Source organism: Streptosporangium sp. OZ121 (genome assembly GCF_051918885.1).
Taxonomy (GTDB): Bacteria; Actinomycetota; Actinomycetes; order Streptosporangiales; family Streptosporangiaceae; genus Streptosporangium.
Map to the genome: position 1 here is coordinate 192,058 of NZ_JBPXMC010000001.1, position 13,716 is coordinate 205,773.

A 13,716-nucleotide genomic window follows, 5' to 3' on the forward strand; every position below is an offset into this window, starting at 1 on the left:
CCACCGATCTCCTGAACCCTTCGAGACGCCGCACGTCAGCCGGAAGGGACGTCGCCCCTCCGGCGAACGCTCGCCTCCCGGGCGTGGTTTCCGACCACGTGGTACGGCCGATCCCGGGGCCTCGTCCCGTGCCCGCTCGATCGGCACGTACCGCCGTGGCCGCTAGCATCGGGCGGAAGATCCTTTCCGTACGAGCCCGATGGACGTGGTGAATGAGCGCGCACACTCACGGTTCCGGAGGCCGCGGCGAAGACGACACGCGGGCTTCGATCTGGGACGTCCTGGCGCGGCCCTACTCCGGTGAGGCCGGGTCGGCTCCCCCGTGGATCGTCAGGTACCCGGACGGCTCCAACGCGCCAGGTGACCGCGTACGCCTGGGCGATCCGGCGACCGGGACGTACGTCATATCGAGCAAGTTCATGGACCGGTACGTCTGCGCGGAGATATTCGAGGCGCGCGGGCTCTCCGACGTCCAGCGGGAGCGGCTCCACGCGCTGGGCTGGAGGCTGGAGGCCACCGGGACCTCGCAGATCCGTCCCACCTGGAGCATCAGCTGGAGATGGTACGAGAGAGGCCTGGAATTCCTCACGGGCCGCGCCGAGGCCGTCATCGGCGCGTTGCGTGACGTCCTGGCCGTGCCGCCGGAGCGGCTGCGCTGCTGGTCGTGGGGCGACGACGGTCCCCTCGACGCCCTGTACCTCTTGAAAGATCGTGATGAGCGGCCCACCGCCACCGGCGCTCCCGCCCGCTGTACCGACTGGGAAGACCTGCGGCGGCGCCTGGACTGGGTGCTGCAGACCCTCCCCACCGAGAGCGCCGTGATCCTGATCGACAAGGAACGCGGCGGGGTGCAGTTCATGACGGATCACTATGGCTTCATGGACACCGGCGCGCTCGACTACCGGCCGGTGTCGACGGAGGACCCCGACCCGGACAACCCGAGGACCGACCGCGAGCGGCGAATGTTCGAGATCGGCTGGACTCCGGACATGGTCACCGGGAAGTGCGTCAGCTGGACGATCGGCAGACCGGTCGTCTGGGCGGACATCGGGCCGCTGGCCACGCAGGCGGTCGAGGCACTGCGGGCGCTCGGTTTCCACGACCCCTCGGAACTCGCCGTCAGAACCTTCCGCAACGGCATGGGCGACGAGCACGTCAAGCACGTCGCCGAGGAACTGGGCATCCGCCCCGAGGGCTCCTGATCCGCCAAGCCCTACCCGGTGACGCCGGACCCGGCGCGCACGCGCCGTACGAGGTCGCCGGCGGCCTCCGGCCAGCGGGCGTGTTCGAAGGCGAAACCCGCTTCGAGCAGGCGGCCGGGGACGACCCTGCGGCTCTTCAGCAGGAGTTCGGTGTCCGAGCGCAGCGCGAACGCGCCGAGCTCGGCCATCCACCTCGTCGCGGGCAGGCCGGCCCGGACACCCCACGCGGCGCGCAGCACGCGCATGAACGTACGCTGCGGCAGAGGGTCGGGGGCGGCGAGGTTCACCGGCCCGGCGAGGTCGTCCCGGCCGGCCAGGAACTCGACGGCGCGGACGAAGTCGCGGTCGTGGATCCAGGACACGTACTGCGCGCCGCCCGCGATCGGGCCGCCGAGGCCGAGCCGCGCCATCCGCAGCAGGACGTCGAAGACGCCGCCGCGATCGGGACTCATCACCATGGCGGTGCGCAGGGCGACCTTGCGCGTGTGCGGGGTCTCGGCTCGCTCCTGCGCTTCCTCCCACGCCTTCGCGATCTCGACGCTGCGGGCCCAGTAGCCGGGGACGCCGGGTTCGGTGCCGCCGAGCACGCCGGTCGCCTCGTCGTTGGGCGCGTCGAAGCGGTGGGCGTAGACGGTGGCGGTGCTCATCTGCAGCCAGACCCGGGGAGGCCGCGCGGCGGCCGCGATCGCCTCGCCCACGACCCGGGTGGAGCGCACGCGCGAGTCCATCATGGCCCTCAGGTTGGCGGCGGTGTAGCGGCAGTTGACGCTGCGCCCGGCCAGGTTGACCACGATGTCGCTGCCGTCGATCTCCTGTGCCCAGGGTCCCGGGGTCTCCCCGTCCCAGCGGACCTCACGCTCACGCGCCGGCCGCCTGGTCAGCACCACGACGTCATGCCCCGCGGCCGTCAGCGCACGACCCAGGATCGTGCCCACCTGACCGCTTCCTCCGGGTATCACTATCTTCATCGGACTCCCCAGAACGTGTGGGACCACCGTAGTACAGCGCGCTGAACGCGTTCAAAAGAGGGTCACCATCCATGTGAAGTAATGATCGGCCGCGTTCTAGACTCGGCGGGTGGGGGGTTCACCGAGGCACGGAAAAGGGGACGTCCGTTGTCCGAGAGCGCACAGGGCCGCACGTATCTGTTCTCCTACGGGACGTTGCGCCAGCGCGAGGTACAGCTGTCCGCCTTCGGCCGCGAGCTGGACGGCACCCCGGACCTGCTGCCGGGCTACACGGTGACGACGGTGGAGATCACCGACCCCGGCGTCGTCGCGGTCGGCGGCACCGCCCGCCATCCGATCGTGCGCGCGACCGGCGACCTCTCCCACGCCGTCGAGGGGACGGTGTTCGAGGTCACCGACGCCGAACTGGCCGCCGCCGACGACCACGAGGTGGCCAACTACCGCCGAGTGCTCGTCAGGCTCGCCTCCGGCCTGCACGCCTGGGTTTACATCGATTCCTGAGCTCCGGCCTCCGGGGTCCGGGAGAGCGCGTTCGCCAGGCCGGCAACTTGGCATATTCGGCCACCCTGAGAGCCTCAGCGGGTGAAGGGGGACGGCGTCGCGTCCGGCTCATGGACCAACGGATGCCACGGGAGTGCGACGGTCGGCCAGGACCCGGCTGAGGTGAAGGAGACTCAGGCCGAACAACAGCACGCCCAGCGGGATGTGCAGGGTCTTCAGCCGCGCGATGCCCAGTGCTACCTGCGCCAGTGTGAGCCCCAGAAACACGGCCGCGTACAGGATGGGCCCGGGCGAGCCACCGCCCGGCCGCCACAGCAGGATCGCGGTGGCCAGGTGCACCACCGACACGGTGAACACCCCGTACGCCGAAGCGCTGTGCAGTGCCTGTCCGCTGGGCGAGGACAACAACAGGCCCGCGGTGATCGGCGCGGTGAAGACGACCAGGGTTTGCAGAGCGATAACGGCACGCAAGAACACAGATGACTCCTTGACGGCTACGCGGCAGGCTGAGACGGGGGGTGATGACGTCCGGGGCGGCGCTTTCCCACCCGCTGAACGGTCGCTGGACGGTGTCTCAGGAGTCCGACGACACAGCCGCCGAGAATGTGAGGCGACGCGCCGACCTCATGGTTCGGCGCGTCGCCTCGCCCCCGTGCTTTCGCGGTTCGTCCCGGTGCTGTCGCGGTTCACCGGTTCTTGGTGTCCGTCGGGAAGGATCCGGTGAACCGCCGTGTCGCCGTGGCGGCGTTCTTTCCACGTCGCCGTCCAGGGGCGGAGCTTCTCGGGGTTGCGCACGGCCCAGATCCGCGTGACCCGATCACCCGCGACCTCGAACGCCATCACCGCCTCGGTGACGCCGTCCCGCTGAGCGACCAGACCGGGCTGACCGTTCACCGTTCGCTCCAGAATCGTCATCTCGGGCGCCATGTCGGCGATCGCCAGGGCGTAGCGCGCGATCTGCTCGCTGCCCTCGATCGGATGGAGCAGGGCGCTGGCGAGGCCGCCGCCGTCGGCGATCATCGTGACCTCGGGGTCGAGGAGGCCGACGAGGGTGTCGATGTCCTTGGCCTCCCACGCCCGTTTGAAGTCCCTGACGATGTCGGCGCGCCGGGCCGCCGGGGTCGGGGGAGCCTGTGAGGCGCGGATGCGGCGGCGGGCCGAGGAGGCCAGCTGGCGGCAGGCCGCCGGCGTACGGCCGACGATCTCGGCCACCTCCGCGAAGGAGTAGCGGAAGACGTCGTGCAGGATGAACGCGACGCGCTCTGCCGGGGTCATCGATTCGAGCACGACGAGGAAGGCCATGTTGATCGACTCGTCGAGAGTGACCCGGTCGGCCGGATCGGCCGGATCCGTCGTGGTGCCGCCCGGCCGCCCGCCGAGCCACTCCGTACGATCCGGCAGCGGCTCGGGGATCCATTCACCCACATAGCGCTCCCGCCGGGCACGCGCCGAACCGAGCAGGTCCAGGCAGATGCGGCCGGCGACCGTCGTCAGCCAGGCGCCGGGCGACTCGATGGCCTCCCGCCGTTGCCGCGACATGGCGTACCAGCGGGCGTAGGTCTCCTGCACGACATCCTCGGTGTCGGCCAGGGAACCGAGGAGCCGGTAGGCGAGATTGATCAGCTGACGCCGCTCGCTCATGATCGCGCTCAGGCTCGGATCCGGCTGGTCGTCTCCTGTCTCGGACGGGGCGGTCATGGTGTCGTCGGCTCCTTGGGTGCGGTTGCGTTCACCGGATCGACGAGACAGCGCGCCGAACTGTGAGGCCGGCGCGTCGCCTCACATTCTCGGCGGTTGTGTCGTCGGAGTCCCCGGACACCATCCAGCACGCGGGAGAACGCGGCGACCCCGCCCGGGACGCGAATCGCCGTCGGCGATCCCGCGCCGGAACGTGTGATCGTCCCCTGCGTGGCGCAGGGCGAACCCCACCGCGGCGCGAGCTTCGGAAACACCGCTGAGATCGAGAGGAAGACATCGTGACGTCTACAACCAGGACAGCCGAGCAGGGCGACCTTCGGTCGCGTCTGCCCGACCCCTCCCAGTTCTTTCCCGAGGTGACGTCAATCGCCGGAGCCATGATCAAGGCCGTCCAGAACGGTTCGATTCCCCAGATCACCATCGGCCTGGTGCAGCTCCGCGCCGGGCAGATCGTCGGCAGCACCTACCACACGGTCCGGCAAACCGACGGTCTCCGCAAGGCCGGTGAAGCGGAGGAGCGCATCACCGCCGTGGCGTCGTGGCGGGACGCCCCCTACTTCACCGACGCCGAACGGGTGGCACTGGAACTCGTGGAGGCCGTCCTCTCCCCGAACCCGTTCGGGGAACGCGTCCCCGACGAGCTGTACGCCAGGGCATCCGCCCACTACGACGAGAAGGCCCTCTGGACGCTCATCCTCGCGATCGGCCAGATCTGCTTCTTCATCCCCGTCGCCCTCATCGCCAAGCCGATCCCCGGTAGGCCCCTGGGGAGGAACTACAACGCGTAACGCCCCCGGGCGTTAGCGCCGCCCCTGGCGGGGGCACCGGTTGTGGGCTACCGTACTTGACGTGATCGTCAAGTCGGAGACCCTCGGCAGCCGGGGGCGGCGCACCAGGGCGGCGCTCGTCCAGGCGGGGCGGGAGGCGTTCGAGGAGCGGGGCTACGACGCCGTGCGCGTCGACGACGTCTGCGCCCGTGCCGGGGTCTCGCACGGCACCTTCTACACCTACTTCGGCTCGCGCGAGGAGCTGTTCCGCGAGGTGGCGGCGACCGTGGTGGGCGAGATGTTCACCGCCAGCGTGGTCGGACCGGCCGCCCCCGCCGACCCGTACGCCCGCATCGAGGCCGCCAACCTGCTCTACCTGCGCGCGTGGGCCGCCAACTCCCGGCTGGTACGGATGCTGGAGCAGGTCGCGGTCACCGACGAGAGCTTCCGCGGCCTCCTGCTCGAACTGCGCGAGGTCTTCGTGCGGCGGGGCGCGGAGGGGCTGCGGCGCCTGCAGGAGCAGGGGCTGGCCGACCCGTCGCTGGATCCCCGGCTGACCGCCGTGATGCTGGGCGGGATGGTCGAGCACTTCGCCCACGTCTGGCTGGACCTCGGCGAGCACGCCGACGAGCGGACCGCCGTCGCGACGCTCTCCACGCTCTGGGCCCGGGCCATCGGCCTGACACCGGCTCCGGCGTGGGGCCCGGCGCCGGCACGAACACCGTCGCCACCGTCACAAGCACAAGCACAAGCACAAGCACAAGCACCGACGCCGACGCCGACGCCGACGCCGACGCCGACGCCGACGAGCCGGATCGTCGATGTGACGTCCGTGTCAACCAAGGGAGCGGGTTCATGAGCCGCCTGGACACCTCCGGTGAGGACTACCTGGCGCGGCGCGAGGCGATGCTCGCCAAGCTGGCCGCGCTCGACGCCGAGCACGCCAAGGCCGTGGCGGGCGGCGGCGGGAAGTACGTCGACCGGCACCGCGCGCGGGGCAAGCTCCTGGCCAGGGAGCGGATCGAGCTGCTCGTCGACCCCGACTCCGCCTTCCTGGAGCTCTCGCCGCTGGCGGCCTGGGGCGGCGACTTCCCCGTCGGGGCGAGCGTGGTCACCGGGATCGGGGTGGTCGAGGGCGTCGAGTGCGTGCTCGTCGCCAACGACCCGACCGTGCGGGGCGGCTCGTCCAACCCGTGGACGATGCGCAAGACGCTCAGGGCGGCCGACATCGCCCTCGAGAACCGGCTGCCGCTGATCAACCTGGTGGAGTCGGGCGGGGCCGATCTGCCGACCCAGAAGGAGATCTTCATCCCCGGAGGCCGGATCTTCCGCGACCTGACCCGCCTGTCGGCGGCCGGGATCCCCACGATCGCCCTGGTCTTCGGCAACTCCACGGCCGGTGGGGCGTACGTGCCGGGGATGAGCGACCACGTGGTCATGGTCAAGGAGCGCGCGAAGGTCTTCCTCGGCGGGCCGCCGCTGGTCAAGATGGCCACCGGGGAGGAGGCCGACGACGAGTCGCTGGGCGGTGCCGAGATGCACGCGCGGGTCAGCGGCCTGGCCGACTACCTCGCCGCCGACGAGCACGACGCGCTGCGGATCGGGCGGCGGATCGTCAGGGGCCTGAACCGGCGCGGGTCCCGCGTCTCCCCCGGCGCCGTGCGCGAGCCGCTGTACGACGAGGACGAGCTGCTGGGCATCGTGCCGGAGGACCTGAGGATCCCGTTCGACCCGCGCGAGGTGATCGCGCGGGTGGTGGACGGCAGCGAGTTCGACGAGTTCAAGCCCCTGTACGGCGGGAGCCTGGTGACCGGGTGGGCCCGCCTGCACGGCCGTCCGATCGGGATCCTGGCCAACGCCCGGGGCGTGCTGTTCAGCGAGGAGGCGCAGAAGGCGGCGCAGTTCATCCAGCTCGCCAACCAGGTCCGCGTCCCGCTGGTCTTCCTGCAGAACACCACCGGCTACATGGTCGGCAAGGACTACGAGCAGGGCGGCATCATCAAGCACGGCGCCATGATGATCAACGCGGTGTCCAACTCGTCCGTCCCGCACATCACGATCGTCATGGGCGCCTCGTACGGGGCGGGCAACTACGGGATGTGCGGCAGGGCCTACGACCCCCGGTTCCTGTTCACCTGGCCCAGCGCCAAGTCTGCCGTGATGGGGCCCGCCCAGCTCGCCGGGGTGCTGTCCATCGTCGGCCGGGCCGCCGCCCAGGCGCGCGGCCAGGTCTACGACGAGGAGGGCGACGCGGCGATGCGGCAGCTGGTCGAGGCCCAGATCGAGGCCGAGTCGCTGCCGTTCTTCCTGTCGGGCCGCCTCTACGACGACGGTGTGATCGACCCCCGCGACACCCGGACGGTCCTGGGCCTGTGCCTGTCAGCCGTCGGCGACACCGTCGGCAACGCCGCCTTCGACAACGCCGCCTTCGACAACGCCACCGTCCCGCGGCCCTCGGGCTTCGGCGTCTTCCGGATGTGACCGTGACCATGCCCATGAACGTGACCGTCCCGCCGATCCGCCGCCTGCTCGTCGCCAACCGGGGTGAGATCGCCCGCCGCGTCTTCCGTACCTGCCGCGACCTCGGCATCGAGACCGTCGCGGTCTTCTCGGACGCCGACGCGGACGCGCCGCACGTGGCCGAGGCCGGCCACGCCGTACGGCTGGGCGGGGTCAGGCCCGCCGACACCTACCTGTCGGTAGAGAAGATCGTCGAAGCGGCCCGCGTGTCGGGCGCCGACGCGGTCCATCCCGGGTACGGCTTCCTGTCGGAGAACGCCGCCTTCGCGCGGGCCGTACCGGAGGCCGGGCTGACCTGGGTCGGCCCTCCGGCCGGGGCCGTCGCCGCGATGGGCTCCAAGATCGAGGCCAAGGCGCTGATGGCCGAGGCCGGGGTCCCGGTGCTGCCGGGTTTCGTCGCGGGACCCGGCTACTCGACGGACGACCTGGAAGGCGACCTGGACGCCGTGTTCACCCGGATGAGCGGGAGCGCCTCCGGATGGGCCGTACCCCTGCTGGTGAAGGCGTCGGCCGGTGGCGGCGGGCGCGGGATGCGCGTCGTGCGGCTCACCGACGACCTGCCCGGGGCGGTCGAGTCGGCGCGCCGGGAGGCGGCGTCGGCGTTCGGGGACGGCACGGTGTTCGTCGAGCCCCTGCTGGAGGGCGCCCGGCACATCGAGGTGCAGATCCTGGCCGACGGGCACGGGACGGTGTGGGCGCTGGGCGAGCGGGAGTGCTCGATCCAGCGGCGGCACCAGAAGGTGGTCGAGGAGACCCCGTCCCCGGCGATCTCCCCCGCGACGCGGGCGCGGCTCCTCGACGCGGCGGTCACCGCCGCGCGGGCCATCGGCTACGTCGGCGCCGGGACCGTCGAGTTCCTCGTCAGGGACGAGACGGTCGCCTTCCTGGAGATGAACACCCGCCTGCAGGTGGAGCACCCGGTGACCGAGTGCGTGTACGGCGTCGATCTCGTCGAGTGGCAGTTGCGGATCGCCGAGGGCGCCCGGCTCCCCGCGTCGCCGCCCGAACCGTCCGGGCACGCCGTCGAGGTGCGCCTGTACGCCGAGGACCCGGCCCGCGACTGGCTTCCGCAGAGCGGCGTGCTGCACCGCTTCGAGGTTCCCGGGGTGGACGCCCGCTTCGCGCCCGTACCCGGCGGGCGCCACGGCCTGCGGCTGGACTCCGGCGTCGAGGACGGCTCGGAGATCGGCGTCCACTACGACCCGATGCTCGCCAAGGTCGTCTCGTACGGCGCGAGCCGCCCCGACGCCGTGCGCAGGCTGGCCGCCGCGCTGGCGGGCGCGAGGATCCACGGCCTCGTCACCAACCGGGACCTGCTGGTCGAGGTCCTGCGCCACCCGGCGTTCCTGGCCGGGGACACCCACACCGGTTTCCTGGAGGAGCACGGGCTCACCGGGTCCCCCGCGCCCGGCCGGGAACGGCCGGAGCTCGCGCGCCTGTCCGCCCTCGCCGCCGCGCTCGCGGGGGCGGCGGCCAACCGGGCGGCGGCGACCGTGCAGGCGGGACTGCCGAGCGGGTGGCGCAACGTGGTGTCGCAGCCGCAGCGCGCCGCCTTCGCGGAGGCCGAGATCTCCTACCGGATCACCAGGGACGGCCTGCGGGCGGAGGGGTTTCCCGATACGGTCCTGGTCGACGCGACGCCCTCGCTCGTGGTGCTGGAGACCTCGGGCGTGCGGCACCGGTTCGCCGTCGCCCGCTACGACGGCGTGACGCACGTGGACTCCCCCCTCGGTTCCGTACGGCTCACCCCGCTGCCCCGCCTGCCGGAACCGGTGGAACACGTGCTGCCCGGCTCCCTGGTGGCGCCCATGCCCGGTACGGTGCTGCGGGTCGACGTCAAGGCCGGCGAGACCGTCGGGGCGGGGCAGGTGGTCGTGGTGCTCGAAGCCATGAAGATGGAGCATCGGATCGCCGCGCCCGCGCCGGGCACGGTGGCGGCGGTGAACGTGACGCCGGGCCGCCAGGTCGAGGCGGGGGCCGTGCTGGCCGTGATCGAGGAGCAGACGTGACCTCCTCCCCCGGTTCCCGGGAGCCGGGAGGGGGTCTCGACGACGGAAGGACCGAGATGAAGAGCGACGGGGGCTGGCCGGTGGAACGCCTGGTGCGCAGGGAGCTGTCCGGCGGGGTGGCGACGATCACCCTCGACTCCCCCCGCAACCGCAACGCGCTGTCGGTGCGGCTGCTGGGCGACCTGGAGGACCGGCTCAACTGGGCGCTGGCCGAGGAGAGCGTCCGGGTGATCGTGCTCACCGGGACCGGGCCGGTGTTCTGCGCGGGCGCCGACCTGAAGGAGCAGCGGGTCGCGCCGGGCGGCGCGCACGAGGCGCCGGTGACCGCGTCTTTCCCGGAGATCATGAGCCTGATCTGGGAGAGCCCGAAGCCTGTCGTCTGCAGGCTGAACGGCACGGCGCGGGCCGGGGGGCTCGGCCTGGTGGCGGCGTGCGACTTCGCGATCGCCCCCGACTCCGCGTCGTTCGCGTTCAGCGAGGTGCGGCTCGGCGTGGTACCCGCGATGATCTCGGTGACCGTGCTGCGGCGGCTCGGCCCGCGCGCCGCCGCCGAGTACCTGCTCACCGGCGAGACGTTCGACGCCGCCCGCGCCACGGAGATCGGGCTGCTCACCCGCGCCGTGCCCGAGGAGGAGCTGGACGCGACCGTCGCGCACTACACCGGCATGCTGCTGCGCGGCGGCCCCGAGGCGCTCGCCCTCACCAAGCAGCTGGTGCGGACCGTACCCGGGCTGAGCGTCGAGGAGGGCATGCGCCAGATGGCCGAGCTGTCCGCGCGGCGGTTCACCTCCGCCGAGGGGCAGGAGGGGATCGCCGCCTTCATGGAGAAGCGGTCCGCGTCGTGGATCCCCGCGCCGGAGACGATCTGATGCCGTACGGCGAGCCGGGGGCGCGCGGTGACGCGTCCGTGACGTCCCGGTCCGAGGAGGGCTGATGCTGCGCGTCGCCAACTGCTCCGGCTTCTACGGCGACCGGCTGTCGGCCGCCAGGGAGATGGTGGAGGGCGGTCCCATCGACGTGCTCACCGGCGACTGGCTCGCCGAGCTGACCATGCTGATCCTGGCCGGGAACCGGCTGAAGGGCCGCCCCGGCTACGCGCCGACCTTCCTCAAGCAGCTGGAGGAGGTCCTCGGGACGTGCCTGGAGCGGGGCGTCAGGATCGTCTCCAACGCGGGCGGGCTGGACCCGGCCGGGTGCGCCGAGGCCGTGCGCGAGCTGGCCGGGCGCCTCGGGCTGCCGGTGAGGGTCGCCCACGTCACCGGCGACGACCTGACCGGCCACGACCTGGGCGGCGCCCCCAACGCGGACACCGGTGAGCCGCTGCCCGCCCCCGCCCTGACCGCCAACGCCTACCTGGGAGGCCGCCCGATCGCCGCCGCCCTGTCGGCCGGGGCGGACGTGGTGGTGACCGGCCGCGTCACGGACGCCGCCCTGGTCACCGGGCCGGGAATCTGGCGGTACGGGTGGGGCCCTGACGACCTCGACGCGCTGGCCGGTTCGGTGGTCGCCGGGCACGTCATCGAGTGCGGCTGCCAGGCGACCGGCGGCAACTACGCGTTCTTCGGCGAGGTGCCCGACCTGGCGCGCTGCGGGTTCCCGCTGGTGGAGCTGGAGGCCGACGGCTCCAGCGTGGTCACCAAGCACCCGGGGACCGGGGGGCTGGTCTCGGTGGGCACGGTCACCGCGCAGCTGCTGTACGAGATCGGGTCGCCCCGCTACCTCGGGCCCGACGTGGTCGCGCGCTTCGACACGATCCGGCTGGAGCAGGAGGGCCCCGACCGGGTCCGCGTCTCGGGGGTGCGCGGCGAGGCCCCTCCCGGCACGCTCAAGGTCGCCGTCAACTACCTGGCGGGCTACCGCAACACGATGACGCTCGTCCTGACCGGCCTGGACATCGAGGCCAAGGCCCGGCTGGCCGAGGAGGCCATCTGGTCGCGGGTGCCGAAGGAGTCGTTCGACGAGGTCCACGTGGAGCTCACCCCGCTCGCCGGGACCACCCCGCTCGCCGGAACCGCCTCGATCCCCGGGACCGCTCCGCTCACCGGGACCGCCCTGTTGCGTGTCACCGTGATGGACGCCGACCGGCGGAGGGCGGGGCGTGCCTTCTCCGCGGCCGTGGTCGAGACCGGCCTGGCGAGCTATCCCGGCTTCTACGGCCTCACCCCGCCCGGAGACGCCTCGCCGTACGGGGTCTACTGGCCCACGCTCGTCCCGGCGGAGACGGTGCGGGCCCGCGTCTGGCTCGACGGCCGCGAGCTCGCCGCCGTACCCGGCGCACCCGGCGCGTCCGGTGCACGTGACCTGTCCGAGGTGCCCGGCACACCGGAGGTGACGACCGCACGGGTGGCGAGCGGCGGCGAGGCCGCGGACCGCGGGAGCGACGCCGAGACCGACACCGACACCGACACCGCCCCGCACGACGGGCGCGGCGACGGCGAGACCGCGCGGGTCGCGCTGGGCGCGATCGTGGGCGCCCGCTCGGGGGACAAGGGCGGCAACGCCAACCTGGGGGTCTGGGTCCGTACGGCGGAGCGGTTCGGGTGGCTGGAGGGCTACCTGACGGTCGAACGCCTGGCGGAACTCCTGCCGTTCACCGCCTGCCTGAAGGTCGAGCGCTTCGAGCTGCCCAACCTGCTCGCCCTCAACTTCGTCGTGCACGGCCTCCTCGGCCGGGGCGTGGCCGCGAGTCCCCGTCTCGACGCCCAGGCCAAGGCCCTCGGGGAGGAACTCCGCGCCGGGCTCGCCGACATCCCGCGACGCCTTCTCTGAGCCGGCATCCCGCGACGCCTCCTCTGGCTCGCCGGCACGACTCCGATCCGCCGCCACGACGGCGCTCGCATCGACACCTCCGTCTCGCCGGGGAGGCGCCCCCTTCCTGCCCGGGTGCGGGGGGCGGCCCCTTCCGCCTCCGCCGACGCGGACGCCGCTTCCGCCGGAGCGGGAGACTATTGACCGTCGCGGACGGGAATCATAGATTCACCCCACCTAGAACATCATTCGGTCAAGGAGGGCGCATGACGTCCACGCACATCGACGTCACCGCGATCGACTTCGACGTGCTCGGTGCGTGGATGGACGCGCGGGGGCTGCCGGAAGGGCCGTTCGAGCGGGTCGCGCCGGTGACGGGCGGGACGCAGAACGTCATGGTGCGCTTCGAGCGGGGCGGGGCGTCGTACGTGCTGCGCAGGCCGCCGTTGCACCCGCGCGCCAGGAGCAACGAGGCGCTCCGCCGGGAGGCGAGGGTGCTCGCGGTCCTGCGCGACACGCCGGTGGCGGCGCCGCGCCTGGTCGCGGCCTGCACCGACGAGAGCGTCATGGGCGCGGTCTTCTACCTGATGGAGCCGGTCCGGGGGTTCAACGCCACCGTCGAGCTGCCCGAGCCGCACGCCGGCGACCCCGCGATCCGGCACCGGATGGGACTGGAGGCGGCCTCGGCGCTGGCCGACCTCGGGCGGGTGGACCACGGCGCGCTCGACGGGTTCGGCCATCCCGAGGGGTTCCTGGAGCGGCAGGTGCCCCGCTGGATGGGCGAGCTGGACGGCTACGGAGCCCTGGAGGGATATCCGGGGCCCGACATCCCGGGGCTGGCGGAGACCGCGGGCTGGCTGGAGCGCAACCGGCCGAAGGAGTTCACCCCGGGGATCATGCACGGCGACTACCACCTGGCCAACCTCATGTTCGCCTGCGACGGGCCCCGGGTGGCCGCGATCGTCGACTGGGAGATGTGCACGGTGGGCGACCCGCTGCTGGACCTGGGGTGGCTGCTGGCCACCTGGCCGGCCCCCGACGGCGTGGGGGTGATCTCCGGCGGGGTCACCGGGCTGGCCACGGCCGCCGAGCTCGTCAACTGCTACGCGGCCCTGTCCGACCGGGATCTGTCGGCCGTCGACTGGTACGCGGTGATGGCCTGCTTCAAGCTCGGCATCGTCCTGGAGGGCACGCACGCCCGCGCCTGCGCGGGCAAGGCTCCCAAGGAGATCGGGGACCTGCTCCACGCCACCACGCTGAACCTGTTCGCCCGCGCCCGTACGTTCATGTGACCTGCGATGGA

Annotated in this window: 12 protein-coding genes; 9 read left to right on the top strand and 3 right to left on the bottom strand. The window is 72.3% G+C overall.

Annotated features, from left to right (window positions below; genetic code table 11):
- The first annotated feature begins 212 nt into the window (after positions 1-212).
- Entirely contained in the window at positions 213-1,202 is a 990-nt protein-coding gene (locus ACTOQ1_RS00885) for a TY-Chap domain-containing protein (protein ID WP_440063665.1), read from the top strand.
- Positions 1,203-1,213: 11 nt separating this feature from the next.
- On the opposite strand, the gene ACTOQ1_RS00890 is transcribed toward ACTOQ1_RS00885, so the two are convergent.
- A complete protein-coding gene (locus ACTOQ1_RS00890) occupies positions 1,214-2,170 on the bottom strand; it encodes a TIGR01777 family oxidoreductase (protein WP_440063667.1) in 957 nt (318 codons plus the stop codon).
- A gap of 147 nt (positions 2,171-2,317) precedes the next feature.
- Here ACTOQ1_RS00890 and ACTOQ1_RS00895 point away from each other — a divergent pair, with 147 nt between their 5' ends.
- On the top strand, positions 2,318-2,671 hold the full coding sequence (locus ACTOQ1_RS00895; protein ID WP_440063669.1) for a gamma-glutamylcyclotransferase family protein: 354 nt from the start codon (positions 2,318-2,320) through the stop codon (positions 2,669-2,671).
- Between the two features lie 108 nt (positions 2,672-2,779).
- Here ACTOQ1_RS00895 and ACTOQ1_RS00900 read toward each other — a convergent pair whose 3' ends face one another.
- Positions 2,780-3,148 (bottom strand): hypothetical protein, encoded by a 369-nt coding sequence (locus ACTOQ1_RS00900; protein WP_440063671.1) that lies wholly within the window; start codon positions 3,146-3,148, stop codon positions 2,780-2,782.
- 147 nt (positions 3,149-3,295) lie between these two features.
- Positions 3,296-4,369 carry an RNA polymerase sigma factor SigJ gene (gene sigJ, locus ACTOQ1_RS00905; RefSeq protein WP_440063672.1) on the bottom strand — a complete coding sequence of 358 codons (1,074 nt, stop codon included), beginning with the start codon at positions 4,367-4,369 and terminating at the stop codon, positions 3,296-3,298.
- 278 nt (positions 4,370-4,647) lie between these two features.
- On the opposite strand from sigJ, the gene ACTOQ1_RS00910 reads away from it, so the two are divergent.
- The 7 genes from ACTOQ1_RS00910 to ACTOQ1_RS00940 all read left to right on the top strand — a co-directional run bounded on the left by ACTOQ1_RS00910 (position 4,648) and on the right by ACTOQ1_RS00940 (position 13,705).
- Positions 4,648-5,157, top strand: coding sequence for a carboxymuconolactone decarboxylase family protein (locus ACTOQ1_RS00910; protein ID WP_440063673.1), 510 nt, complete (start codon positions 4,648-4,650; stop codon positions 5,155-5,157).
- Between the two features lie 61 nt (positions 5,158-5,218).
- A complete protein-coding gene (locus ACTOQ1_RS00915) occupies positions 5,219-5,995 on the top strand; it encodes a TetR/AcrR family transcriptional regulator (RefSeq protein ID WP_440063674.1) in 777 nt (258 codons plus the stop codon).
- Positions 5,992-7,617 carry an acyl-CoA carboxylase subunit beta gene (locus ACTOQ1_RS00920; RefSeq protein WP_440063675.1) on the top strand — a complete coding sequence of 542 codons (1,626 nt, stop codon included), beginning with the start codon at positions 5,992-5,994 and terminating at the stop codon, positions 7,615-7,617. The genes ACTOQ1_RS00915 and ACTOQ1_RS00920 overlap by 4 nt, the downstream gene beginning before the upstream one ends.
- Before the next feature lie 8 nt (positions 7,618-7,625).
- Positions 7,626-9,665, top strand: coding sequence for an acetyl/propionyl/methylcrotonyl-CoA carboxylase subunit alpha (locus ACTOQ1_RS00925; RefSeq protein WP_440064747.1), 2,040 nt, complete (start codon positions 7,626-7,628; stop codon positions 9,663-9,665).
- A gap of 56 nt (positions 9,666-9,721) precedes the next feature.
- Positions 9,722-10,534, top strand: coding sequence for an enoyl-CoA hydratase-related protein (locus ACTOQ1_RS00930; protein WP_440064749.1), 813 nt, complete (start codon positions 9,722-9,724; stop codon positions 10,532-10,534).
- Positions 10,535-10,598: 64 nt separating this feature from the next.
- The gene (locus tag ACTOQ1_RS00935; RefSeq protein WP_440063677.1) at positions 10,599-12,434 is read left to right on the top strand and encodes an acyclic terpene utilization AtuA family protein; all 1,836 of its coding nucleotides are present in this window, start codon (positions 10,599-10,601) and stop codon (positions 12,432-12,434) included.
- A 245-nt stretch (positions 12,435-12,679) separates the two neighbouring features.
- Positions 12,680-13,705, top strand: coding sequence for a phosphotransferase family protein (locus tag ACTOQ1_RS00940; RefSeq protein WP_440063678.1), 1,026 nt, complete (start codon positions 12,680-12,682; stop codon positions 13,703-13,705).
- Positions 13,706-13,716: the final 11 nt, after the last annotated feature.